This is a genomic window from Pseudomonas sp. TWP3-2 (genome assembly GCF_049897765.1).
Lineage (GTDB): Bacteria > Pseudomonadota > Gammaproteobacteria > Pseudomonadales > Pseudomonadaceae > Aquipseudomonas.
This window is the reverse complement of record NZ_JAFCWW010000015.1, coordinates 1-23,162: the sequence shown is the minus strand read 5'-3', so window position 1 is coordinate 23,162 and position 23,162 is coordinate 1. Positions and strand designations below refer to the sequence as shown.

General features: G+C 59.9%; 20 protein-coding genes and 1 riboswitch. Of the genes, 11 read left to right on the top strand and 9 right to left on the bottom strand.

The window, feature by feature from the left end; translation table 11 throughout:
• Positions 1-24: 24 nt before the first annotated feature.
• Complete coding sequence (epd, locus tag ACP7EE_RS20180; protein WP_420647318.1) at positions 25-1,083, bottom strand: erythrose-4-phosphate dehydrogenase; 1,059 nt, start codon at positions 1,081-1,083, stop codon at positions 25-27.
• A 177-nt stretch (positions 1,084-1,260) separates the two neighbouring features.
• On the bottom strand, positions 1,261-3,258 hold the full coding sequence (tkt, locus tag ACP7EE_RS20175) for a transketolase (protein WP_426236195.1): 1,998 nt from the start codon (positions 3,256-3,258) through the stop codon (positions 1,261-1,263).
• Between the two features lie 271 nt (positions 3,259-3,529).
• On the opposite strand from tkt, the gene ACP7EE_RS20170 reads away from it, so the two are divergent.
• From ACP7EE_RS20170 to ACP7EE_RS20155, 4 genes are all read left to right on the top strand, one after another.
• Positions 3,530-4,525, top strand: coding sequence for an ArsR/SmtB family transcription factor (locus tag ACP7EE_RS20170; protein ID WP_426236193.1), 996 nt, complete (start codon positions 3,530-3,532; stop codon positions 4,523-4,525).
• Positions 4,526-4,543: 18 nt separating this feature from the next.
• A complete protein-coding gene (gene metK, locus ACP7EE_RS20165; protein ID WP_426236191.1) occupies positions 4,544-5,734 on the top strand; it encodes a methionine adenosyltransferase in 1,191 nt (396 codons plus the stop codon).
• A 198-nt stretch (positions 5,735-5,932) separates the two neighbouring features.
• On the top strand, positions 5,933-7,612 hold the full coding sequence (gene ligB, locus ACP7EE_RS20160) for an NAD-dependent DNA ligase LigB (RefSeq protein WP_426236189.1): 1,680 nt from the start codon (positions 5,933-5,935) through the stop codon (positions 7,610-7,612).
• Between the two features lie 97 nt (positions 7,613-7,709).
• Positions 7,710-8,105, top strand: a complete 396-nt coding sequence (locus ACP7EE_RS20155; protein WP_426205224.1) for a DUF1090 domain-containing protein — start codon at positions 7,710-7,712, stop codon at positions 8,103-8,105.
• A gap of 129 nt (positions 8,106-8,234) precedes the next feature.
• Here the strand turns inward: ACP7EE_RS20155 and ACP7EE_RS20150 are convergent, their stop codons facing one another.
• A complete protein-coding gene (locus ACP7EE_RS20150) occupies positions 8,235-8,684 on the bottom strand; it encodes a c-type cytochrome (protein WP_426236187.1) in 450 nt (149 codons plus the stop codon).
• A gap of 127 nt (positions 8,685-8,811) precedes the next feature.
• Between ACP7EE_RS20150 and mltA the strand changes: the two genes are divergently transcribed.
• Positions 8,812-9,984, top strand: coding sequence for a murein transglycosylase A (mltA, locus tag ACP7EE_RS20145; protein ID WP_426236185.1), 1,173 nt, complete (start codon positions 8,812-8,814; stop codon positions 9,982-9,984).
• 94 nt (positions 9,985-10,078) lie between these two features.
• On the opposite strand, the gene ACP7EE_RS20140 is transcribed toward mltA, so the two are convergent.
• Together ACP7EE_RS20140 and ACP7EE_RS20135 are read right to left on the bottom strand one after the other, a co-directional pair.
• Positions 10,079-10,462 carry an MAPEG family protein gene (locus ACP7EE_RS20140; protein WP_426236183.1) on the bottom strand — a complete coding sequence of 128 codons (384 nt, stop codon included), beginning with the start codon at positions 10,460-10,462 and terminating at the stop codon, positions 10,079-10,081.
• Between the two features lie 35 nt (positions 10,463-10,497).
• Positions 10,498-11,331, bottom strand: coding sequence for an EamA family transporter (locus ACP7EE_RS20135; protein ID WP_426236181.1), 834 nt, complete (start codon positions 11,329-11,331; stop codon positions 10,498-10,500).
• 228 nt (positions 11,332-11,559) lie between these two features.
• Here ACP7EE_RS20135 and ACP7EE_RS20130 point away from each other — a divergent pair, with 228 nt between their 5' ends.
• Positions 11,560-12,729, top strand: coding sequence for an MFS transporter (locus ACP7EE_RS20130; RefSeq protein WP_426236179.1), 1,170 nt, complete (start codon positions 11,560-11,562; stop codon positions 12,727-12,729).
• Positions 12,730-12,833: 104 nt separating this feature from the next.
• Complete coding sequence (locus tag ACP7EE_RS20125; protein ID WP_426236177.1) at positions 12,834-14,099, top strand: cation:proton antiporter; 1,266 nt, start codon at positions 12,834-12,836, stop codon at positions 14,097-14,099.
• Here ACP7EE_RS20125 and ACP7EE_RS20120 read toward each other — a convergent pair whose 3' ends face one another.
• A complete protein-coding gene (locus tag ACP7EE_RS20120; protein WP_426236175.1) occupies positions 14,100-15,002 on the bottom strand; it encodes a formate/nitrite transporter family protein in 903 nt (300 codons plus the stop codon).
• Positions 15,003-15,193: 191 nt separating this feature from the next.
• Positions 15,194-15,601, bottom strand: a complete 408-nt coding sequence (locus ACP7EE_RS20115) for an acyl-CoA thioesterase (RefSeq protein WP_007913723.1) — start codon at positions 15,599-15,601, stop codon at positions 15,194-15,196.
• 198 nt (positions 15,602-15,799) lie between these two features.
• A riboswitch (S-adenosyl-L-homocysteine riboswitch) is annotated at positions 15,800-15,899 on the top strand.
• 23 nt (positions 15,900-15,922) lie between these two features.
• On the opposite strand from ACP7EE_RS20115, the gene ahcY reads away from it, so the two are divergent.
• From ahcY to ACP7EE_RS20095, 4 genes are all read left to right on the top strand, one after another.
• Complete coding sequence (gene ahcY / locus ACP7EE_RS20110; RefSeq protein ID WP_426236173.1) at positions 15,923-17,332, top strand: adenosylhomocysteinase; 1,410 nt, start codon at positions 15,923-15,925, stop codon at positions 17,330-17,332.
• A 190-nt stretch (positions 17,333-17,522) separates the two neighbouring features.
• Positions 17,523-18,368 (top strand): methylenetetrahydrofolate reductase [NAD(P)H], encoded by an 846-nt coding sequence (metF, locus tag ACP7EE_RS20105; RefSeq protein ID WP_426205232.1) that lies wholly within the window; start codon positions 17,523-17,525, stop codon positions 18,366-18,368.
• Positions 18,369-18,528: 160 nt separating this feature from the next.
• Positions 18,529-19,341 (top strand): substrate-binding periplasmic protein, encoded by an 813-nt coding sequence (locus ACP7EE_RS20100; RefSeq protein ID WP_426205233.1) that lies wholly within the window; start codon positions 18,529-18,531, stop codon positions 19,339-19,341.
• Positions 19,342-19,562: 221 nt separating this feature from the next.
• Positions 19,563-21,440, top strand: a complete 1,878-nt coding sequence (locus ACP7EE_RS20095) for a DEAD/DEAH box helicase (protein ID WP_426236171.1) — start codon at positions 19,563-19,565, stop codon at positions 21,438-21,440.
• A 248-nt stretch (positions 21,441-21,688) separates the two neighbouring features.
• Here ACP7EE_RS20095 and ACP7EE_RS20090 read toward each other — a convergent pair whose 3' ends face one another.
• Together ACP7EE_RS20090 and ACP7EE_RS20085 are read right to left on the bottom strand one after the other, a co-directional pair.
• Positions 21,689-22,267 carry a YceI family protein gene (locus tag ACP7EE_RS20090; RefSeq protein ID WP_426236169.1) on the bottom strand — a complete coding sequence of 193 codons (579 nt, stop codon included), beginning with the start codon at positions 22,265-22,267 and terminating at the stop codon, positions 21,689-21,691.
• A gap of 32 nt (positions 22,268-22,299) precedes the next feature.
• Positions 22,300-22,851 carry a cytochrome b gene (locus tag ACP7EE_RS20085; RefSeq protein ID WP_420647335.1) on the bottom strand — a complete coding sequence of 184 codons (552 nt, stop codon included), beginning with the start codon at positions 22,849-22,851 and terminating at the stop codon, positions 22,300-22,302.
• Positions 22,852-23,162 lie beyond the last annotated feature (311 nt).

Here is a 23,162-nt window from a genome sequence, read left to right as displayed (position 1 = left end):
TCGCACTTCCTGAAATAGCTGTTCTTAGAGAGCAGGTTTTTTTGAAATCGCTGTTTGCAGATAGTGATCTGCAACGTCCAGCATTCGGTTGGCAAAACCCCATTCGTTGTCGAACCAGGCCAGTATGTTCACCAGCCGAGGGCCGGAAACGCGGGTCTGACTGGCATCGACGATGGCCGAATGTGGGTCATGATTGAAATCGCAGCTTGCATGGGGAAGCTCGGTGTAAGCCAGCAGCCCCTTGAGCGGGCCGCTGGTGGCGGCATCGCGCAGGATCCGGTTGACCTCGCTGGCGTCGGTGTCGCTCGCGGTCTGCATCGTGATGTCGAGGCAGGACACGTTGACCGTCGGCACGCGCACGGCTTTGGCCTGAATTCGCCCGGCAAGTTCCGGCAGCAGGCGTTCGATGCCGCGCGCCAGACCAGTGGACACTGGGATCACCGACTGGAACGCCGAACGCGTGCGGCGCAGGTCTTCGTGGTGATAAGCATCGATCACCGGCTGATCGTTCATCGCCGAGTGAATCGTGGTGATCGACACGTAATCCAGACCGATCGCCTGATCGAGCAAGCGCAACAGCGGCACGCCGCAGTTAGTGGTGCAGGAAGCATTGGAAACCAGCAGCTCGTCGCCAGTCAGGCAATCCTGATTGACGCCGTAGACGATGGTGGCGTCGACATCCGCCTCGCTGGCCATCGGCTGCGAGAACAACACCCGCGGCGCGCCGGCGTCGAGGAAACGCTGGCCGTCTTCACGAGTGTTATAGGCACCGGAACACTCGAGCACCAGATCGACGCCCAGTGACGCCCAATCGATGCCTTCGGGGGTGGCACTGCGCAGGACCTTCACGCAGTCGCCATTAATATGCAGACAATCACCGTCGATCCGCACTTCGCCGGGAAACCGGCCATGGGTGGAGTCGAAGCGTGTCAGGTATTCAATGCTGGCCATGTCGGCCAGATCATTGATTGCGACAATTTCAAACCCGGCACTCGCCCCTCGCTCGAACAACGCACGCAAGACGCAACGACCAATCCGGCCGTAGCCGTTGAGTGCAACTTTGTAGGGACGCGGTTGAGGCATGGGGTTCTCGATAGTACGCAGGCAGACGCAATGTTTGTTGCAACACAACCCTTGTGGGAGCTGGCTTGCCAGCGATAGCGTCCGTTCAGGCAACATTTATGTTGAAGCTGATGGCCCTATCGCTGGCAAGCCAGCTCCCACAGGGGATTGCGGTGACCCTTAGGTCACCGCGTTGCCTTAGTCTTCCAGCAGTTCTTCAGCCTGACCGAGGATGTTTTCCAGGGTGAAGCCGAATTCTTCGAACAACGCCGAAGCCGGAGCCGATTCGCCGTAGGTGGTCATGCCGATCACGCGACCTTCCAGACCCACGTACTTGAACCAGAAGTCGGCGTGCGCCGCTTCGATCGCGATACGTGCGCTGACCTGCAATGGCAGAACGGCTTGCTTGTAGCCAGCGTCCTGAGCATCGAACGCGCTGGTGCAAGGCATGGAAACCACACGCACCTTGCGGCCCTGCTCGGTCAGTTTGTCGAAGGCTTGAACCGCCAGGCCGACTTCCGAACCGGTAGCGATCAGGATCAGCTCAGGCTCGCCTGCGCAATCCTTCAACACGTAACCGCCACGCTCGATGTCGGCGATCTGCCCGGCATCACGGGTTTGGTGCTGCAGGTTCTGACGCGAGAAGATCAGCGCCGACGGGCCGTCCTTGCGCTCCAGGGCGTGTTTCCAGGCCACTGCCGATTCAACCGCATCGGCTGGACGCCAGGTGTCGAGGTTTGGCGTGGTGCGCAGGCTGGTCAGTTGCTCGATTGGCTGGTGCGTCGGGCCGTCTTCGCCCAGACCGATCGAGTCGTGGGTGTAGACGTGGATCACACGCTGCTTCATCAGCGCCGACATACGCACAGCGTTGCGCGCGTATTCCATGAACATCAGGAAGGTTGCGCCGTAAGGCACCAGACCGCCGTGCAGAGCCACGCCGTTCATGATTGCGGTCATGCCGAATTCGCGCACGCCGTAGTACATGTAGTTGCCGCTGGCATCTTCAGCGTTGACGCCTTTGCAACCTTTCCATAGGGTCAGGTTGGAACCGGCGAGGTCAGCCGAACCGCCGAGCATTTCCGGCAGCAGCGGGCCGAACGCGTTCAGGGCGTTCTGGCTGGCTTTACGGCTGGCGATGGTTTCGCCTTTGGCAGCGACATCAGCGATGTAAGCCGCGGCTTTTTCGGAGAAGTCGGCCGGCAACTCACCGCTCAGACGACGGATCAGTTCGTTGGCTTCGGTCGGGAACGCGGCGGAGTAAGCGGCGAAACGCTGATCCCACTCGGCTTCTACAGCGCGACCGCTTTCCTTGGCATCCCACTCGGCATAGATGTCGGCCGGGATTTCGAACGGGCCGTGGTTCCAGTTCAGCGCCTGACGGGTCAGAGCGATTTCCGCGTCACCCAGCGGGGCGCCGTGGCAGTCTTCTTTACCCTGCTTGTTCGGCGAACCGAAACCGATGGTGGTCTTGCAGCAGATCAGGGTCGGCTGTGCGCTCTTGCGCGCGGTCTCGATGGCGGTCTTGATCTCTTCCGGGTCGTGACCGTCAACGTTGCGGATCACTTGCCAGTTGTAGGCTTCGAAGCGCTTCGGGGTGTCATCGGTGAACCAGCCTTCGACTTCGCCGTCGATGGAGATGCCGTTGTCATCGTAGAAAGCGATCAGCTTGCCCAGACCCAGAGTACCGGCCAGGGAAGCGACTTCGTGGGAAATGCCTTCCATCATGCAGCCATCACCCAGGAACACATAGGTGTGGTGGTCGACGATGTTGTGGCCAGGACGGTTGAACTGCGCGCCCATGACTTTTTCTGCCAGAGCGAAGCCCACGGCATTGGCCAGACCCTGACCCAACGGGCCGGTGGTGGTTTCAACACCCGGGGTGTAACCGAGTTCCGGGTGGCCCGGCGTGCGGCTGTGCAGTTGACGGAACCGCTTGAGGTCGTCAATCGACAGGTCGTAACCGGTCAGGTGCAGCAGCGAATAGATCAACATCGAGCCGTGGCCGTTGGACAGCACGAAGCGGTCACGGTCAGCGAACGATGGATTGCTCGGGTTGTGCTTGAGGTAGTCGCGCCAAAGTACTTCGGCGATATCCGCCATACCCATCGGGGCACCGGGATGGCCGCTGTTGGCTTTTTGCACGGCATCCATGCTGAGGGCACGAATGGCGTTGGCACGCTCACGACGGCTAGGCATCGCTGATCTCCTGGGGGCTTGAATAAAACGAATCGGAAAAAAGGCGAGCATTTTCCCTCACCGGGACGCCTTGGGGCAATGACAGATAGTCATCCAAAGGCGTTTTTCCCATGGATAGCGGCGGTTTCGGCTGGTGAAACCTTTCCGCTACAGGTTTGTAGAGTTAACCGATCAGTGAGAAGTGCAAAAAAACGCCACCCATCGAGCAATATCAAAACTTTTTGATATTGGCCTTGCGGTGTTTTCCGGCCGTCTCTAGACTGCTGGCCCTATGAACTTACGTGTGCCTTCCATTCGCCATGACGACTGCGACGAGCTGGCGGCCTTGTGCAAGGCTGGCGGTGATCCGCTGCGGCTGAATGTATTGCGCGCGCTGGCCAACGATTCGTTCGGTGTACTGGAGCTGGCGCAGATTTTTGGTATTGGTCAGTCCGGCATGAGCCATCACCTCAAGGTGTTGGCGCAAGCCGATCTGGTGGCGACGCGCCGCGAAGGCAATGCGATCTTTTATCGCCGCGCCCTCCCGCATACCGAACTGCTGGGCGGCAAGCTGCACGCCGCACTGCTTGAAGAAGTCGACAACCTGATCCTGCCCGACGATGTACAGGCGCGGATCGCACAGGTTCACGGGCAACGGGCGGCCAATAGTCAGGACTTTTTCGCACGGGTGGCGGAGAAGTTTCGCGCCCAGCAAGATTTGATTGCCGGCCTGCCGCAATACCGTGAAAGCGTGCTGGCCCTGCTCGACAAGCTGAACTTCAAGGACGCTGCCACCGCCATTGAAGTCGGCCCCGGTGACGGTGCTTTTCTGCCGGAACTGGCGCGCCGCTTCAGTGCCGTGACTGCGCTGGACAACAGCCCGGCGATGCTCGAACTGGCGCGTCAGGTCTGCGTTCGTGAACAACTGGCTAACGTCAGCCTGCGATTGGCCGATGCATTGAATGGCGTGAGCCTGCAAGCCGATTGCGTGGTGTTGAACATGGTGTTGCACCATTTCGCCGCGCCGGCCGATGCGCTCAAGCACATGGCCAGTCTGCTGCAACCGGGCGGTAGCCTGCTCGTGACAGAGTTATGTAGCCACAACCAGAGTTGGGCCAGGGAGGCCTGCGGTGATCTGTGGTTGGGGTTTGAACAGGACGATTTGGCCCGTTGGGCCACCGCTGCGGGACTCGTTCCCGGGGAAAGCCTCTATGTAGGCTTACGTAATGGTTTCCAGATCCAGGTCCGCCATTTTCAGCGACCGGCTGGCGACACTCACCATCGGTAAATTCAGGAAAAAATCGAGATGAGCGAATACTCCCTCTTCACCTCCGAGTCCGTGTCCGAAGGGCACCCGGACAAAATCGCCGACCAGATTTCCGATGCGGTGCTGGACGCCATCATCGCCCAGGACAAACACGCACGCGTTGCGGTGGAAACCCTGGTCAAGACTGGCGTGGCCATCGTTGCCGGTGAAGTGACCACCAGCGCCTGGGTCGATCTGGAAGAGATCGTGCGTACCGTGATTCTCGACATCGGCTACGACAGCTCCGACGTTGGCTTCGACGGCGCGACCTGCGGCGTGATGAACATCATCGGCAAGCAGTCCCCTGACATCAACCAGGGTGTCGACCGTGCCAAACCTGAAGATCAGGGCGCGGGCGACCAGGGCCTGATGTTCGGCTACGCGAGCAACGAAACCGACGTGCTGATGCCAGCACCGATCACCTTCTCGCACCAGCTGGTGCAGCGCCAGGCCGAAGCCCGCAAATCCGGTCTGCTGCCGTGGCTGCGCCCGGACGCCAAGTCGCAAGTGACTTGCCGTTACGAAGGCGGCAAGGTTGTCGGGATCGACGCGGTGGTTCTGTCGACCCAGCACAACCCGGAAGTGTCGTACAAAGACCTGCGCGAAGGCGTGATGGAGCTGATCGTCAAGCACGTACTGCCTGCCGAACTGCTGAGCAAAGACACTCAGTTCCACATCAACCCGACTGGCCAGTTCATCATTGGCGGCCCGGTAGGTGACTGCGGTCTGACCGGTCGCAAAATCATCGTCGACAGCTACGGTGGCATGGCCCGTCACGGCGGCGGTGCATTCTCCGGTAAAGATCCTTCGAAGGTTGACCGTTCGGCTGCTTACGCCGGTCGTTACGTGGCGAAAAACATCGTGGCTGCCGGCCTGGCCGAGCGTTGCGAGATTCAGGTTTCCTACGCAATCGGTGTGGCCCAGCCTACGTCGATCTCGCTGAACACCTTCGGCACCGGCAAGATCAGCGACGACAAAATCGTCAAACTGGTGCGTGAAGTGTTCGACCTGCGTCCATACGCAATCACCACCATGCTCGACCTGCTGCACCCGATGTACCAGGAAACTGCAGCCTACGGCCACTTCGGCCGCACCTCGCAGACCAAGACTGTTGGCGAAGACACCTTCACCACCTTCACTTGGGAAAAAACCGACCGCGCCGACGCCCTGCGTTCTGCTGCCGGTCTGTAATTTTCTGGCTGTATGAAAGCCCCGCACGGTTTGCGCCGTGCGGGGTTTTTTTATGCTCGAAGATCCTTCACTGTAGGAGCTGCCGAAGGCTGCGATCTTTTGATTTTGGCTTTGGAAACAACCCGCAAAACACCTGCTCTCCCCACCTCAATTTGTCGCCTAGGCTTCGAGCATTCTCCTTGAGCAAGGACGCTCACGATGCTTGTCACACTGCGCCTGATTTTCGCTCTACTGCTGAGCCTCGCTTCCCTGACCACCCAAGCGGCTGACTGCCCCAACTGGCCAATCGCCCGAGCCGAGACCGAAACCACCGCCCTGCAAACGCAGATCAACCAATGGGACGACGCCTACCATCGCGAAGGCCGCGCCTTGATCGCCGATGAACTCTATGACCAATCCCGCTCGCGACTGAGTGCATGGCGACAGTGTTTCAAACTCCCTGCAGCACCTGATCCAGTTCGCACCGCGTCTGGCACGGTCGCACACCCCATCGCCCACACCGGCCTGGAAAAACGCCACGATGCGACGGCCATTGAAGCCTGGCTGCGCGATCGCAAAGATGTCTGGATACAACCCAAAATCGACGGCGTGGCAGTCACACTGGTTTATCGCGGCTGCCAGTTGCAGCAGGCAATCAGCCGTGGCGACGGGGTTCGCGGGCAGGACTGGACTGTGTCGGCACAGAAGATCGCCGCGATCCCTCAGAGGTTGAAACAGTCACGAGATCTGCTGGTTCAGGGCGAACTTTACTGGCGACTCGACGAGCATGTGCAGGCCCGCTCCGGCAGCCTGAACGCGCGCGCCACTGTCGCCGGACTGATGGGGCGCAAGACATTGAGCGCGGAGCAAGCGTCGGGAATAGGCTTGTTTGTCTGGGACTGGCCGCAAGGACCGGCTGATCTGCCCGAGCGAAATTCGACTCTGGAGCAATTGGGCTTCGCTTCGACATCGATTTACAGCCAATCAATCAACAGCCTCGCGCAAGCGCACAAGTGGCGCGATCACTGGTATCGCTCGCCGCTGCCCTTCGCCACCGACGGCGTGGTTCTGCGCCACAGTGAGCGTCCACCCGCCGAACGCTGGCAAGCGCGCCCACCCTACTGGGCCGTCGCCTGGAAATACCCGTTCGCTCAGGCGTTGGCCGACGTACGCAGGGTCAACTTCAATATCGGTCGTACCGGGCGCATCACGCCGGTGCTGGATCTGGAACCGGTGATGCTCGATGACCGGCAGATCAAACGCGTCAGCGTCAGTTCACTCAAGCGCTGGCAGGAATTGGACATTCGTCCCGGCGATCAGGTGGCGATCAGTCTGGCCGGGCTGACAATTCCGCGCCTCGACAGCGTCGTGCTGCGCGCCACCGAGCGTACGGACATGCACATTCCTCTCGCCAGTGACTTTCACCCACTAAGCTGCTGGCAACCGACGCCGGGGTGCGAAAGTCAGTTCCTCGCACGCTTGACTTGGCTCAGCGGCAGAAAGGGGCTGGCGCTGCCGCACGTCGGCCCTGGTACTTGGGAGAAACTTCTCGAAACAGGCCGCCTCGCCAGCCTGCTGGATTGGTTGACCCTCGACGGGCCAGAGCTTGCTAACATTGCCGGCCTTGGCGAACGCAGTAGCGCGCGCCTGCTGGAGAGTTTTCACAGCGCCCGCCAGCGACCGTTCGCACAATGGCTCAAAGCCCTCGGGCTGCCGCCGACCGGTCAGGCACAATTGGCTGATTCATGGCAGGCGCTGGCACAACGCGACACCGCACAATGGCAGGCTGAACCCGGAATCGGCCCCGGTCGCGCGGCGCAATTGAGCGCATTTTTCCGCGACCCGCAGGTGCTGGCCCTGAGAGACACCTTGCAAGCCGCCGGCATCGACGGCTTTTGAATTCGTAATCCCCGGTACATCGGGAACCCAAAGTCGCCGAGGCGCTCCAACAGCGCAGTGCCCCACCGACCTGTATGTCTTTGCACATGGAGCTTTTATGAAATTTTATGCACCGCTCGCCCTGCTGACACTTTGCGGCGTAATGGCTGCACCTCTGATGGCCGCCGAAGATGCGCCCGGCCTGACCGGTTGCGCTGCCAAGAAGCAGGGCATCATCAACCAGATCGAACAGGCCAAATCACGCGGCAACGCCGATCAGCAGGCAGGGCTGGAAACCGCACTGCGCGAAGTGACTGAACACTGCACCGATGCCGGTTTGAAGAAAGAACGCGAAAACAAGGTGCTCGACGCCAAGCACGAAGTCAGCCAGCGCCAGGCAGATCTGGACAAGGCCATGAAGAAAGGCGATCCGGAAAAGATCGACAAACGCAAAAACAAACTCGCCGAGTCGCGCAAAGAACTGCAGGACGCGCTGGACGAACTGGATAAGTAATCGAAGATCCCTGTGGCGAGGGAGCTTGCTCCCGCTGGAGGCCGAAGGACTCCCGATTCGTCCGGGCGCCGATATTGGGGCCGCTGCGCAGCCCAGCGGGAGCAAGCTCCCTCGCCACAGTTACTCAGATCAATGATCACGAAACTCTTTATGGCAAGCGCTGCAGGCATCTTCAACCTTCTGCACCGCAGGCCCCAGGTTACTGGCCTTGTACGGCTGAACCTTGCTGGCGATCACCAATTCACCGGTGGCCGCTTCAAGGGTGCGGGCCATTCCCTGAAAGCGTGCCTGTTTCTGCCAGACATCGTCCTTGGCGCTGGTGTGATCTTCTTCGCGCACCTGCGGGAAATGTTTCCACGGCTCGTGGGACAAGGCATCCAGCTTGACCGCGCCGTCGGCGAATTTCGGCCCGTCGAACGGAATGCGTCCGCGCAGCATGCCACCGAGGTCCTCACCGGTCTTGAGCATCTGTTTGAAGATGGCCTTGCGCTGGCCCAGCGGAGAGTTTGGATCTACACCGCCACAGGCGGACAAGGTCAGACAGGCCAGCAATACAACAGAAAGTCTTTTAAGAGTCATGGTGGCTTCAGGTCACGGAAATCGGCGGCCAGTATCCCCGCGCGACAGGCAAACACCAATAGCCCCATTAATAATAGGGTTGCATCAGCGCATGGAGCACTTCTGCAACCGACACAGGAAAATCTCCATGAACAGCCGTTTCAAGGCCTGGCGTCATCCGCTCTTCGCAACCATCCCGCTGCTGGCAATCCTCGCCGGCTGCACTGGCGGCGACACCGCCAAGCCCAAAACCCACGCGTTGGCGACTTACTCCAGCGCCACGTGGGAAGCGCTGCCCGCGGTTTCCGACTCTGATCTGGTGGCCGGTTTCGGTTCATGGCGCAGCGCTTGCACCCGACTCAAGGCTGACGCGGTATGGGGCGCGACCTGCGCGGCAGCGGCCAATGTGCCGCAGAACGCTGACGACATCCGCGCGTTCCTCAAGCAGAACCTCGCGGTCTACGGGCTACGCGCCGCCAATGACAACCCCAACGGTTTGATCACCGGTTACTACGAACCGGTGTACCCCGGCAGCCTGACCCAGACCGAAACCGCGAACGTGCCGGTGTACGGTGTGCCCGAAGACATGATCATCGTCTCGCTCGACAGCATTTATCCAGAGCTGAAAGGCAAACGTCTGCGCGGGCGTCTTGAAGGTCGCGTGCTCAAGCCTTACGACGACGCAGCGACCATCGAGAGCCAAGGCGTCAAAGCCCCGGTGGTGGCGTGGCTGACTGACCCGATGAACCTGCAGTTTTTGCAGATTCAGGGCTCCGGGCGGATTCAGACCGAAGACGGTCGCCAATTGCGCATCGCCTACGCCGACCAGAACGGTCACCCATATCGACCAATTGGCCGCTGGCTGGTCGAGCAGGGTGAGCTGAAAAAGGAAGACGTGACCATGGGCGCGATCAGCAATTGGGCCAAGGCCAATCCGGCGCGCATTCCCGAACTGTTGGGGAGCAACCCGAGTTACGTGTTCTTCACCCGCAACCCGGACAGCAACGAAGGCCCGCGTGGGTCGTTGAATGTGCCGCTGACTGCCGGTTACAGCGCAGCGGTGGATCGCAAGGTGATTCCGTTGGGCAGTTTGTTGTGGCTGTCGACCACGCGCCCGGACGGCACGGCGCTGGTACGGCCAGTGGCGGCGCAGGATACCGGCGGCGCGATTGCCGGCGAAGTGCGTGCAGATCTGTTCTGGGGCACCGGCGAGGCAGCCGGGCAACTGGCGGGAGACATGAAACAGCAGGGGCAGATCTGGATGCTCTGGCCAAAAGGCGCGGCATTGCCGCAAGTGCCTCAGGTCGCAGACAAACCATAAAAGGCAAAAGCTCGCAGCGTGCCGCAGCTCCTACAAGGTGTAAATCGATCCCATGTAGGAGCTGCGGCACGCTGCGATCTTTTGATCTTGCCTGTCACATCGACACAAAAAAGAAACTGGCAATCAACCCCATCCCGACAAACCACACTACCGACCGCAGCGCCGCCCAGTCCGCCAGATAGCAAATGATGTACAGCAGGCGACTGGTGATAAACAACACCGCCAGCACATTCACCGTCACCAACTGCGCAGTGCCCACCAGATGCGCGACCAGCACCGCCGCGGCGAACGCCGGGGTCACTTCAAAGCTGTTCAACTGCGCCGCATGCGCCCGCCGGGCCACGCCGTTCAGGCTTTCGAGAAAATCCCGTGGATCGTAGTTATCCCTGAGCCTGAAGCCGCCAGAGGCCTTGGCGACCACCGTGCACACATACGGCAGAAAGATCGCGATCAACACACACCACAAAGCCACCGTCATAACGCAGTCCTTTTTCAGAATTTGATTTCAGGCCGTCAGAACTTCATCACCAGCATGCCGATCAGTACCAGCCCACAGGCTAAGAGCCGTGGCCGGCCGAAAGGTTCTTTCAGGTAACGCATGCCGAACAACACCACCAGAATCACGCTGATCTCGCGCAACGCCGCCGCTTCGGCAATCGAGCCCAATTGCATCGCCCATAGCACCAGAGCGTAGCTGAACAACACGCAGAACCCGACCGTCAGCCCCAACTTCCACTGCTCGCGCCAGAACTGCAAAAACGCCGGACGCTTGGCTACCCACGCCAGCAGCGGAAACGGCCAGGCGCTGAGCAGCGTGACCCAGACCAGGTAATCCAGCGGATGCGACCAGCGCCGCAAGGCCTGGCCATCGATGAAGGTGTAGCAGCCGATGCACAAGCCGATCAGCGCCACCATCGGCAGCATCGACCACGGCAAGCGCGCCCCGCCACCGCCCTGCCACAGCAGGCAGAGCATGCCGAGCGGGATCAGCAGAATGCCGAAGATCTGCTGTGTGCTCAGCACCTCGCCAGCGAAGATCAGAGTCAGCGCAAGCACCACCAGTGGCGATAATCCGCGCATCAGCGGATAGACCAGGCCCAGATCGCCGACTCGATAAGCCTGAATCAGCAGATAGCGGTAGAGCAGTTCGAATGCCGCCGAGGCGAGAATCCACGGCCAGATTTCCAGCGGCGGCAGACTCACGAAGGGCAATGCCACGGCGACAAACAACAGCGCCACCGTGTCCATGCACGCCACCACCAGCAACCGCTCGGCGCTGAATTTGATCAGGGTATTCCACGCCGCGTGCAGCAGCGCCGCCACTAACACCAAAGCCGTTGCCAGCACAGCCAACTCCTTTTTTTGCCAACGCCCGGTAGAGGCCGCCGGGCAATTAGTCAGATTATTGATTCGCGATGTGTCAGCTGCTGTTTATACTGCAAGCGACCACGCCGCACTCAGTTGCGCACAGACTAATTCCAATAATTGCTGCCTGCACCGCTCTCTTCCGAGATCGGTCGTCGGCCTGCGTATGCCTGATCAAAGCGTCAAGACTACCGACAAGAGACCTTGCGCATGCCCCTCGCCTTGCTTGCACTGGCCGTCGCCGCTTTCGGCATCGGCACCACCGAATTTGTCATCATGGGCCTGCTGCCCGATGTCGCCCGCGACCTATCCGTAAGCATTCCCGATGCCGGTCTGTTAATCACTGGCTACGCGCTGGGCGTGGTATTCGGCGCGCCAATCCTCGCGATCGCCACCGCGAACATGCCCCGCAAAGCTACGCTGCTAGGCATGACGCTGATGTTCATTCTCGGCAACATCCTCTGCGCGCTGGCGCCAAATTACGCGACGCTGATGGCCGCGCGAGTGGTCACCGCGTTGTGTCATGGCGCGTTCTTCGGCATCGGTTCGATAGTTGCCGCCGGCCTCGTCGCGCCGAACAAACGCGCTCAGGCAATTGCCATGATGTTTACCGGCCTGACCCTGGCCAACGTCCTCGGCGTGCCGCTGGGCACAGCACTCGGCCAGTACGCGGGCTGGCGCTCAACCTTCTGGGCCGTTTCGGTGATCGGTGTGATCGCCGCACTCGCGCAATGGCTGTGGCTGCCGAAACACATCGCCATGAACAAGGCCAATCTGGCCAGCGAATTCAAAGTGCTGGGCAAGGCCAACGTTTTGTTGGCGCTGGCCATGAGCGTGTTGGCGTCGACCAGCCTGTTCAGTGTGTTCACCTACATCGCGCCGATCTTGCAGGACATCACCGGGGTCAGCCCGCATGGCGTTACCGTGATGCTGCTGCTGTTCGGCGTTGGCTTGACCGGTGGCAGCATGCTCGGCGGACGCTTGGCCGATAGCCGACTGCTGCCTTCTCTGGTGGGCGTGGCACTGGCGGTGGTAGTGATTCTGGCGGCATTCAGCCAGACCAGCCGTTCGCTAATTCCGGCGGCGATCACGCTGGTGCTGTGGGGGATTTTTGCCTTTGCGCTGTGCCCGATTCTGCAACTGCTGATCATTGATCAGGCGCACGAGGCGCCGAATCTCGGTTCGACCCTGAATCAGAGCGCGTTCAATCTCGGCAACGCTGCCGGCGCGTGGATTGGCGGGTTGGTGGTGGCCAGTGGGGCGGATCTGGCGGATTTGCCTTGGACTGGGGCGCTGGTTGGCGTGTTGACTGTCCTCACGGCGCTGTTCTTTATTTATCTGCAACGGCGCAATGCTACTGCGGTCCATGTGGCCGGCTGACTGCCTGGGGACACAATTGTGTCCCCGCTCCGCAACTGCCCATCCAACCCATGCGCCGAAGAATCACGGCGCTGTCTTTCCACCCCTCATCCAAAGGACCCCGGATGCTTGAACTTGTAGCCGCTTTCATCTGCCTCACCACCCTCCTCACCTACGTCAACTTCCGCTTCATCGGTCTGCCACCGACCATCGGCGTTATGGTCACGGCGCTGATGTTTTCCCTGCTGTTGCAAGGCCTGAGTCTGCTCGGCTATCCCGGTCTTGAAGAACGCGTGCAGCAACTGATCGGCCAGATCGACTTCGGCGATCTGCTGATGAACTGGATGCTGTCGTTCCTGCTGTTCGCCGGCGCACTGCACGTCAATCTGAATGACCTGCGCAGCTACCGCTGGCCAATCGGCCTGTTGGCGACCTTCGGCGTATTGATCGCCACCGCCGTGATCGGCAGCCTGGCCTATTACATCTTCGCCCTGTTCGGCTGGCACGTGAGTTTCCTCTACTGCCTGCTGTTCGGCGCACTGATTTCGCCGACCGACCCGATTGCGGTGCTCGGCGTGTTGCGGACCGCCAATGCCTCGAAGCCATTGAAGACCACCATCGTCGGCGAGTCGCTGTTCAACGACGGCACGGCGGTGGTGGTGTTCACCGTGCTGCTGGGTATCGCGCAATTGGGCGAGACGCCGACGGTTGGCGCCACCGCGATGCTGTTCGTGCATGAAGCGATTGGCGGCGTGCTGTTTGGCGGCCTGATCGGCTATCTGGTGTACCTGATGATCAAGAGCATCGAGCAGCATCAGATCGAAGTCATGCTGACCCTCGCGCTGGTGATCGGCGGTTCGGCGATGGCCACCGAGCTGCACGTCTCGGCGCCGATTGCGATGGTGGTGGCCGGTCTGATCATCGGTAACCTGGGGCGCAATCTGGCGATGAACGACATGACCCGTAAATACCTCGACGGCTTCTGGGAATTGCTCGATGACATGCTCAACGCGTTGCTGTTCGCGCTGATCGGTATGGAGCTGTTGCTGCTGCCGTTCAACTGGTCGCACGTGGCGGCGGCGAGCATGCTCGCGGTGGCGATTCTGGCGTCGCGCCTGCTCACCGTGGCGCCGGCGATTGTCCTGCTGCGTCGCTGGCGCAGCGTGCCGCGCGGCACCATCCGCATCCTGACCTGGGGCGGCTTGCGCGGCGGTGTATCGGTGGCATTGGCACTGGCATTGCCGCTGGGCCCGGAGCGTGATCTGTTGCTCAGCATCACTTACATCGTGGTGCTGTCGTCGATCCTGCTCCAAGGCCTGACCATCGGCAAACTGGTCAAGCATGCGACTCGCGATGAGCCTGCCAATGTCAGCGAGCCAGCGCACCATTGATCACTTCTTGACCTGCTGCGGATCAGGTTTTCCGGCCAGATCCGCAGCTTTCTTCGCCGCGGGCTCTTTCGGCGCACCGCTCTCGCTGCGAATCTGCGCATGGCTGATCAGCGCAAAGATGAAACTCCCGCCGATGATATTGCCCGCCAGCGTCGGCCCGGCAAATACTATCCAGAAATCACTCCACGGCAACTCGCCGGCAAATACCAGATACGACACCTCCGCCGATCCGACCACGATGTGCGTGAAGTCACCGAGCGCCATCAAGTAGGTGATGAGGATGATGATCCACATCTTCGCGCTCTCCATCGACGGAATCATCCAGACCATGGTGGCGATCATCCAGCCGGAAACAATGCCCTTGGCAAACATCTGGCCAGCGTCGTTTTCCATGATCTTGTGCCCGATTTCGAGGAAAGCCAGATCGGTCTTGCTGTCGAAAATCGGCAGTTCGAGCATCACGTAGGCCACCAGAATCGTGCCGCACAGGTTGCCGACCAGTACCACTGTCCAGAGCCGGATTAGCCGACCGAAATTCGCCAGGGTGGGTTTGGTCATCACCGGCAGCACGGCAGTCAATGTGTTTTCGGTGAAGAGTTGCTGGCGCGCGAGAATCACCGCAAGAAAGCCGGCGCAGTAACCGAAGCTGGCGATCACCTTGAACTCTTCGCCGTCGGGCAACCGCGAGTTGAGCAGACCCATGCCCATCAGCGACAGGCCCATAGTCAGGCCAGCCGCCAGTGCAGACCACCAGAGCGCGGCGATGCTGCGCTCAAGTTCCTGATCGCCCTGAGTGCGAATGATTTCATGCAGAACCGCCGCGCGGGGCGGCTGGTTTTTCTCGACTTCGTGTTGTTCCTGGGCCGAGAGATCGGGGGTCTTGCCGTCTGTTGGAGTCGTCATGGCGTGTGAACCGTGGGGGTGTCGTTTAGCTACGACCCCTGCGGCCTGGAATACGTTCTGTGGGCGCTGCGCAAATCCTTATATGTACGCCGGACATGTAGGAGCTGCCGCAGGCTGCGATCTTTTGATCTTGTTTTTAAATAGCCAAAGTCAAAAGATCGCAGCCTGCGGCAGCTCCTACAGGGCTCGCATTACTCGCTGACTAGTTCATCTTCCTGAAACTGGTCTTTGACGTACTTGATTTCAGTGCGCCCGTGCGGTGCTGGCAGCCCATCTTCACCGAGGTTCACGAAGACCATTTTCTCGACGGTCAGAATGCTCTTGCGGGTGATCTTGTTGCGTACTTCGCAGGTGAGGGTGATCGAGGTACGGCCGAATTCGGTGGCGGTGATGCCCAGCTCGATGATGTCGCCCTGGCGCGAGGCGCTGACAAAGTTGATTTCGGAAATGTACTTGGTCACCACGCGCTGATTGCCCAACTGGACGATGGCGTAGATCGCCGCCTCTTCGTCGATCCAGCGCAGCAGACTGCCACCGAACAGCGTGCCGTTGGGGTTGAGGTCTTCGGGTTTTACCCATTTGCGGGTGTGGAAATTCATGTTCACTCCTGAGCGTCTGGCCGAATGATGGGCGCCATCATGGCAGACCGGACAGTCACGCTCCATGACCGATCCGCTATGGTCATGATTGGCAATCTTCATTTGTCCGACAGAAACCCTTTGGAAGATCAGCCCGGACAGCTATAATCGCGGCCGTTTCAAAACGGTAATGTTCACTTGCTACCGTTTTCCCGCCACCTGTCCGAGGGGCGCTGCAGCAGGTACAACCTGTCAGGCTCGGATGGGGCGTTGACCGGCCTTGTGCCGGACACTAAACGCACAACGGCGCCCATTCGCATACATTACGAATGGAGGCTCTTCATGAGCGCTGTTATCACGCCTGCAGATTTTACCGATTACAAAGTTGCCGACATGTCCCTGGCTGCCTGGGGCCGTCGCGAAACCATCATCGCCGAATCGGAAATGCCGGCTCTGATGGGTCTGCGTCGCAAGTACTCCGGCGAACAGCCGTTGAAAGGCGCCAAGATCCTCGGCTGCATCCACATGACCATTCAGACTGCCGTGCTGATCGAAACCCTGGTTGCCCTGGGTGCCGAAGTGCGCTGGTCGTCCTGCAACATTTTCTCGACTCAGGATCAGGCTGCTGCCGCTATCGCTGCTGCCGGCATCCCGGTTTTCGCCTGGAAAGGCGAGACTGAAGAAGAGTACGAGTGGTGCCTGGAGCAAACCATCCTGAAAGATGGCGCGCCATGGGATGCCAACATGATCCTCGACGACGGCGGCGACCTGACTCAGCTGCTGCACGACAAGTACCCACAAGTGCTGGATCGCGTTCACGGCGTGACCGAAGAAACCACCACCGGCGTACACCGTCTGCTGGACATGCTGGCCAAGGGCGAACTGCGCATCCCGGCCATCAACGTCAACGACTCGGTGACCAAGTCCAAGAACGACAACAAGTACGGCTGCCGTCACAGCCTGAACGATGCGATCAAGCGCGGTACTGACCACCTGCTGTCCGGCAAGCAAGCGCTGGTCATCGGTTACGGTGATGTGGGCAAGGGTTCGGCTCAGTCCCTGCGCCAGGAAGGCATGATCGTCAAGGTCTCCGAAGTCGACCCGATCTGCGCCATGCAAGCCTGCATGGACGGTTTCGAACTGGTTTCGCCGTTCATCGACGGTATCAACACCGGTACTGAAGCAAGCATCGACAAAGCACTGCTGGGCAAGATCGACCTGATCGTGACCACCACCGGCAACGTGAATGTTTGCGACTCGAACATGCTCAAAGCCCTGAAGAAGCGCGCTGTTGTCTGCAACATCGGCCACTTCGACAACGAAATCGACACCGCTTTCATGCGCAAGAACTGGGCATGGGAAGAAGTGAAGCCACAGGTACACAAGATTCACCGTACCGGCGCTGGCGCGTTCGACGCACAGAACGACGACTACCTGATCCTGCTGGCCGAAGGCCGTCTGGTGAACCTGGGCAACGCCACCGGTCACCCGAGCCGCATCATGGACGGTTCGTTCGCCAACCAGGTTCTGGCGCAGATCTTCCTGTTCGGCCAGAAGTACGCCGACCTGTCGCCAGCCCAGAAAGCCGAGCGTCTGACCGTTGAAGTACTGCCGAAGAAACTCGACGAAGAAGTGGCCCTGGAAATGGTTCGCGGCTTCGGCGGCGTGGTCACGCAACTGACCAAGCAACAGGCTGACTACATCGGCGTAACCGTCGAAGGCCCGTTCAAGCCGCACGCTTACCGCTACTAAGTAACCGGCTGCTTTATTTGTTGGATTGGCTTGTTGTGGCGAGGGAGCTTGCTCCCGCTGGGCTGCGAAGCGGCCCCAGGATATTTGGGAGCGCTGCGCGCTCCAGCGGGAGCAAGCTCCCTCGCCACATACAAGCTTGATCCCACAGATGAAACATACCGCAGGCTTTCGTGTTTCCAAAGGTATGACCATGTCCCAAGACCGTCGCTACAGCTTCGAGTTCTTCCCGACCAAGACCGATGCTGGGCATGAAAAGCTGCTCAACGTTGCCCGTCAGTTGGCAACGTACAATCCCGATTTCTTCTCCTGCACCTATGGCGCTGGCGGTTCGACCCGAGATCGCACGCTGAACACCGTGTTGCAGCTGGAAAGCGAAGTCAAAATACCCGCCGCCCCGCACATGTCGTGCGTTGGCGACAGCAAGGACGACCTGCGCGGCCTGCTGAACGAGTACAAGGCTGCCGGCATCAAGCGCATCGTTGCCCTGCGTGGTGACCTGCCATCCGGCATGGGCATGACCAGCGGCGAGCTGCGTCACGCCAATGAGCTGGTTGAATTCATTCGTGAAGAAACCGGCGATCATTTCCACATCGAAGTTGCCGCTTACCCGGAGATGCATCCGCAAGCGCGCAATTACGAAGACGATCTCGCCCATTTCGTGCGCAAGGCCCAGGCCGGCGCCGACAGCGCGATCACCCAGTACTTCTTCAACGCCGACAGCTACTTCTACTTTGTCGACCGTTTGCAGGCGCTGGGCGTGGATATTCCGGTGGTACCGGGGATCATGCCGATCACCAACTACAGCAAACTCGCGCGCTTCTCCGATGCCTGCGGTGCGGAAATTCCGCGCTGGATCCGCAAGCAACTGGAAGCCTATGGCGATGACACTCAGAGCATTCAGCGCTTTGGTGAGCAAGTCGTCAGCGAGATGTGCGAACGCCTGTTGCAGGGCGGCGCACCGGGGCTGCACTTCTATTCCATGAACCAGGCTGAGCCTAGCCTGGCGATCTGGAATAACCTGAAGTTGCCGCGCTAAACATTAGAGCAAGATCAAAAGATCGTCCGATCGCGGCCCGAGCCTTCGGCAGCTCCTACATGGGGTTGTCGGGGCTGCGATCTTTTGCTTTTAATCCCCGATTTAGAGCTTGTGCCGGCAGTTTCTGGCTCTTTGCCGTTTCTCGTCGTAATCTCAAGCCATGCCTTTGATCGCGCAGTTATTCACCGTGCTGGTTTTCGCTTGCCTGAGCTTTGCCGCTCGGGGCGAGAAGCTGCGCATTGTCACCGAACCGTGGGCGCCGTACGTCTACGAAGAAGGCGGCAAGAACCTCGGCCTCGATTACGAAACCACGGCGATTGTGTTCCAGCGGCTGGGGATTGAAGTCGACTGGCAATTCCTGCCGTGGAAGCGTTGCCTGTCGATGCTTGAAACCGGCCAGGCCGACGGCGCACTGGATATATTCCACAGCGCCGAGCGCGACGCGACCCTGCTCTACCCCAGCGAACCGCTGTCGGACGTGGAGTTCGTGATGTTCTACGCCAATGAGCGTCCGCATCCATTTCGCACGCTGGATGAATTGAAAGGCCTGACCATCGGCACTTCGCCCGGCTATCTCTATAGTCCCGACTTCAGCGAGTCGACCCTGTTCACCCGCGAACCCGCACCGACCCACGAAGCCAACTTCGGCAAGCTGGAACGCGGGCGCATCGACCTGTTGATCACCGACCGCCGCGTCGGTCAGCATTTGCTCGATGAACTGGGAATCCGGGACAAAATCAGCGAGAACCCGACCGTTATCAGCCGTCAGAGCCAGTTTCTGGCCGTTCGGCGCAATGCCGGGATGGATTTGCTGGTGCAGCGTTTCGGCGCAGAACTCAAGCGTTTCAAGCGGGAACCGGCGTATGCCGAGCTGAGTGCGCGCTACGGCGCAGCCCCGGCACTCGCCGCACCGCTGGGCAGCGCCACCGCCAACAGTAAAACCGTTGAGCAGCAGGAAAGCGGCGCGCAGTGATTGCTCTGTTATACTCCGGCGTTCCCGCCAGGCTCACGCCCGGACGCCCGGAACCGTAACAGGCTTCTCGACCCGCTACAGCGCAGCTTTCAGCCCGCGCGAGCGCTCCAGACGTGCCTTCGGAACCGCAGCTGGACCGGACGGGATTGCGTCCTCTTAAACGCGATTCGCGCCAGGCAAGATTCCCATTGGGCCAAGCCCTAACTAGAACAGGATTACTCATGTCCTTTGCTTCCCTCGGTCTCTCCGAGGCTTTAGTCCGCGCCATCAATGATGCGGGCTATACCGAGCCTACTCCGGTGCAACAGCGGGCCATTCCCGCCGTGTTGCAAGGTCGCGACCTGATGGTTGCGGCACAGACAGGTACTGGTAAAACCGGCGGTTTCGCCCTCCCTATTCTGGAGCGGCTGTTCCCCAATGGTCACCCGGACAAATCCCAGCGTCATGGCCCGCGCCAACCGCGCGTACTGGTCCTGACCCCGACCCGCGAACTCGCGGCCCAGGTGCACGAGAGCTTCAAGATCTACGCCCGTGACCTGAAATTCGTCAGCGCCTGCATCTTCGGCGGCGTCGGCACCAACCCGCAGGTTCAGGCCATGTCCCGTGGCGTTGACGTGCTGGTGGCATGCCCGGGTCGTTTGCTCGATCTGTGCGGCCAGGGCAGCGTCGATCTGTCCCACGTGGAAATCCTCGTGCTTGACGAAGCCGACCGCATGCTCGACATGGGCTTCGTGCACGACGTGAAGAAAGTCCTCGCGCGTCTGCCGTCCAAGCGTCAGAACCTGTTGTTCTCGGCGACGTTCTCCAAAGACATCACCGACCTCGCCGGCAAGCTGCTGCACAACCCGGAACGCATCGAAGTGACGCCGCCGAACACCACGGTCGAGCGCATCGAGCAACGCGTATTCCGTCTGCCGGCCAGCCACAAGCGTGCGCTGCTGGCACACCTGATCACCGCCGGTGCGTGGGAACAGGTTCTCGTGTTCACCCGCACCAAGCACGGCGCCAACCGTCTGGCCGAGTACCTCGACAAGCACGGTCTGCCGGCTGTCGCGATCCACGGTAACAAGAGCCAGAACGCGCGCACCAAAGCGCTGGCCGATTTCAAGGCTGGCGAAGTGCGCATTCTGGTTGCCACCGACATTGCCGCACGTGGCCTGGACATCGACCAGTTGCCGCACGTGGTCAACTTCGAACTGCCGAACGTCGATGAAGATTACGTTCACCGTATCGGCCGTACTGGCCGCGCCGGTCGTTCGGGCGAAGCGATTTCGCTGGTCGCACCGGACGAAGAAAAACTGCTGAAAAGCATCGAGCGCATGACCAAGCAGAAAATCGCCGACGGCAACCTGATGGGCTTCGACTCGAGCACCATTGAAGCCGAGAAGCCGGAAGTGCGTGAGCGTCCGGATGTGCGTAACCCGCGCAACCCCCGTGGCCCACGCGGCGACGGTCCGAATGGCGGCGGCGGTGGCGGCGGTCGCAAGGACAAAGGCAAAGAGAAGAGCAAGGAAAAGCCGGCCGGCGAACGCGGTGAGCGTCCAGCTCGTTCGCAGAAGCCACGCGAAGGCACCCCGGCTCGCGAGCAGCGTCAGCCGAGCCAGACTCCGCGCGCAGCTTCCGACCGTGCTCCCGACGTGTTCCTTGATGACGATGTGGATAACTTCGGCAACCGCGTCGACTACGTGCCAAAGCCATCGCCTGCCGGCGGCCGCGGTCGTCGCCCCAACGCTCCAGCGCAAGGCGCAGGTACTGGTTCGGGCGCACCACGCAGCGGTCAGCCGCAAGGTGGCCGTCAGAACAACCCGCGTAACAACAACGGTTCGAGCACCGGCACTCCACCCGCCAAACGCATCGGCCCACGCAGTGGTGCTCCGCGTGACGGTCAGGGCCGTCGCGACGAGTCCTCACGCAACCGCCGTCCGGCTCGCGATGATCAGCCAAGCGCCGAGCCAGCCGTGCAAAACACGCGCAGCACTGGCCCGAAGATCATGCACAAGGAATCGAAAGCCGATCGCTTCCCGACTCCAGAGCAACTTGATCAACTGCCTAGCCGCCCGCGCGGCGAAAAACCGGCATTGCTGACCCGCAATCGCTGATTTTTCCCGGCAATAAAAAATGCCCCGACTCGCAAGAGCCGGGGCATTTCTATGAACAGCGCAAAATCCTGTGGGAGCGGGCTTGCCCGCGATGAGGCCGGTACATTCAAAGTTGATGCTGTTTGAACTGACGCCATCGCGGGCAAGCCCGCTCCCACAGGTTATGTGCGAATACCCGATTAAGTGTTCGGCAATAAAAAACGCCCCCGGTCGCGAGACCGGGGGCGTTTTTGTGTGGCCGGCGAAAGTTATTTCGCTTTCACACCTTCAAACGAAACGTACAGCTCGACCGCATCGGATTTCGGGCCCAGGTCTTTCTGCTTGCCGAAATCGGAACGCTTGATGGTCGTGGTGCCTTCGAAGCCGGCACGGTAGCCGCCCCATGGATCTTTGCCTTCACCCAGGAAAGTGGCTTTGACCACAACTGGCTTGGTCACGCCCAGGAGAGTCAGGTCGCCGGTCACGTCAGCAGTGTTGGCACCGGTGGACTTGACGCTGGTGGACACGAAAGTGGCTTTGCCGAACTTGCTCGCATTGAGGAAGTCAGCGCTGGCGATGTGCTTGTCGCGCTCGGCGTGGTTGGTGAACACGCTGGCGGTGTTCACGTTGAACTCGATCTTGCTGTCTTCAGGCTTGGCGGCGTCAAAGCTGAACTTGCCGTCGATGTCTTTGAAGGTACCGGTGATGAAGCTGTAGCCCAGGTGGCTGATCTTGAAGTCGACGAAGGCGTGCTGGCCTTCTTTGTCGACGACGTAGTCCGCAGCCATTACGTTGGAGGACAGAACGGCAGCGCCGATTGCCAGAGCGGCCAGAGTCTTTTTCAACATGCTTTGTTTTCCTTTGGAGTCGAGGTTGAACATCAGGCTTTGCGTCCCAGCATTCGTGTCAGGGTCGCATCACGATCGATAAAGTGGTGCTTCATTGCTGCCAACGCATGAAGGCCGGAAAAAATTACCAGCGCCCATGCCAGGTAGAAATGAATCACCCCAGCGGTATCTGCCTGATCCGGTAGTCCGGAAACCAGTGCAGGAACTTCAAACAGGCCAAACACCGGGATCCCGACACCGTCTGCGGTGGAAATCAGGTAACCGGCAAGCATCACAGCAAACAGCGCGACATATAGAAACCCGTGGCCGAACTTCGCGCCAATGCGAGTCATGCGGCTGTAGCTTTGCAGCGTTGGCGGCGGTGGGCTGATAAAACGCCACAACACCCGCAGGACCATCACACCCAACAACACCAGACCGATGCTTTTGTGCAGATCCGGCGCGTCTTTGCGCCAGGTGCTGTAGTAATCCAGCCCGACCATCCACAGGCCCAGTGCGAACAGTCCGAAGACCACCAGCGCCACGCCCCAGTGCATGAAGATGCTGACCCAACCGTAGCGCGAAGAAGTGTTACGTAGCTGCATTGCCCAAATCCTGTGGAGAACTGCGAACCAAGACTAGCGAGTTATCTATCGAATTAAAGCGGAAAATTTCGCTTTGAAATATCGAGAAATACGATCAAGAGTCTTGAACAGGGGAGTTAAGGAAAGATTAAAGGCCAAAGTGTGAGGGGATGTTAGTCGGCAAGATAGGAAATCTGTGCTGACTTCACCGACACCTGTGGGAGATTCTATGGTTGAGGGGAAGCCCTCAACCGACTTTCGGTTGGTATTCGTCCTCCCCCTTCAGCAGTGCAAATACCACTCGGGCAAGCTTGCGGGCCAGGATCACCAGG